Source organism: Streptomyces sp. NRRL WC-3549, from assembly GCF_000721935.1.
GTDB lineage: Bacteria > Actinomycetota > Actinomycetes > Streptomycetales > Streptomycetaceae > Streptomyces.
In genome coordinates, this window is record NZ_KL585442.1 from 32,992 (window position 1) to 34,476 (window position 1,485).

General features: G+C 74.1%; 2 protein-coding genes and 1 pseudogene. 1 reads left to right on the forward strand and 2 read right to left on the reverse strand.

Annotated elements, in window-relative coordinates; genetic code table 11:
• Positions 1-369: pseudogene (gene eno / locus IH13_RS0133590) on the reverse strand (phosphopyruvate hydratase); the annotation flags it as partial.
• 199 nt (positions 370-568) lie between these two features.
• Between eno and IH13_RS0133595 the strand changes: the two are divergent.
• Positions 569-991 carry a MarR family winged helix-turn-helix transcriptional regulator gene (locus tag IH13_RS0133595; RefSeq protein ID WP_031090501.1) on the forward strand — a complete coding sequence of 141 codons (423 nt, stop codon included), beginning with the start codon at positions 569-571 and terminating at the stop codon, positions 989-991.
• Positions 992-1,045: 54 nt separating this feature from the next.
• On the opposite strand, the gene IH13_RS0133600 is transcribed toward IH13_RS0133595, so the two are convergent.
• A partial coding sequence (locus IH13_RS0133600) for a fibronectin type III domain-containing protein (RefSeq protein ID WP_031090503.1) occupies positions 1,046-1,485 on the reverse strand: 440 nt, incomplete at its 5' end.

Genomic DNA, 1,485 nt, shown 5'->3' on the forward strand with positions numbered 1-1,485 from the left:
GAGCGAGACGCCGAGCACGGCGTTGGCGCCGAGCCGGGACTTGTCGGGTGTGCCGTCGAGCGCGATGAGCGCGGCGTCGAGCCCCGCCTGGTCACAGGCGTCGCGCCCCACGACCGCCGACGCGATCTCGCCGTTGACGTGGGCGATCGCACGGTCGACGCCTTTGCCGTGCCAGGCGCCGGGGTCGCCGTCGCGCAGCTCCACGGCCTCCCGTGCGCCGGTGGACGCGCCGGACGGCACGGCGGCGCGGCCGAGGGAGCCGTCGGCGAGGACGACGTCGGCCTCGACGGTGGGGTTGCCCCGGCTGTCGAGGATCCGGCGGGCGGTGACGGATCGGATGACGGTGGGCTCAACTGCTCCGGAAGTCATGGGACGGTCCTTCCCGTTGACGCGTGCCGCGGCTCTGCTGCGACGACACCGGCGCGTGCCGCGGCGGAACCAACTGTACAGCCAGGCTGTTCAGTATGGCTGTGCAGCCTGGCTGTGGATATTCTGGCAGGGGGAACTGCGCAGGTCAGCCGGGCCGCCGGGGTGTGTGCCCCTCCGGTCCCGCGCGGTAAAGTGCCGTATGCCCACCCCGGAACCCGCCCTCGTCGCCGCCGAACTGCGCACCGCGATGGGCAAGCTCACGAGGCGCGTGAAGCACGAGGACCGCATCCCGCAGGGCCAGGTCGCCGTACTGGGCGCCCTGGACCGTGATGGGGCCATGACCACCAGTGATCTCGCCGCCGACCAGCGCGTGCGGCCCCAGTCCATGGCCCGCGCGGTCGGGCTGCTCCTGGAGCAGGGACTCGTCGTCCGCCGGGCGCACCCCACGGACGGCCGCAAGTCCCTGGTGGAGCTGTCCGGTGCGGGGCGGGCGGCGCTCGAAGGCGAGCGCGGGCGCAGGGCGGGCTGGCTGGCCCAGGCCATCGAGGCCGAACTCACCGGCGAGGAGCGGGAGACGCTGGCCCGCAGCGCCGCGCTGATGGAGCGGCTGGCCGCTCGCTGAGGGTCCGTCCCGGCCGGTGGTCCGTCCCGGCCGGGACAAGCCGTACGGGGAGGGTCAGCAGCCGGAGTCGGCGAGGACGTAGTGGCCCGGGGACGTCTGCTTCAGGGTGTGCGTGACGAACACGTTGTACAGGCCCATGTTCTCCTCGGAACCGTTGGCGTACGTGTACCCGCCCCCGGTGTGGGCCCGGCCCGCCGCCACGTGGGCGTAGTTGGTGGCCGTCGTGCACGTCGGGGTGTAGCCCGTGGTGGTGGCCTGAACGGCGGCGGAGGCCGTGCCGACCGTGCCGTCGGCGGCGACGGCAGCGACCGTGTACGTGTACGCGGTCGCCGGGCTCAGTCCCGTGTCCGTGAACGAGGTGCCGGTGGGGGCGGCGACCTGTGTGCCGCCCCGGTACACGCGGTACGAGGCGGCGTCCCGCACCGGGGACCAGCTCAGCGCGACCGAGGTGTCCGTCGTCGGGCCCGCGGCGAGACCGGCCGGCGCGGGCAGCC

Coding starts and splice junctions, on each gene's coding strand:
- IH13_RS0133595 (WP_031090501.1), top strand. CDS start 569: ATGCCCACCCCGGAACCCGCCCTCGTCGCCGCCGAACTGCGCACCGCG.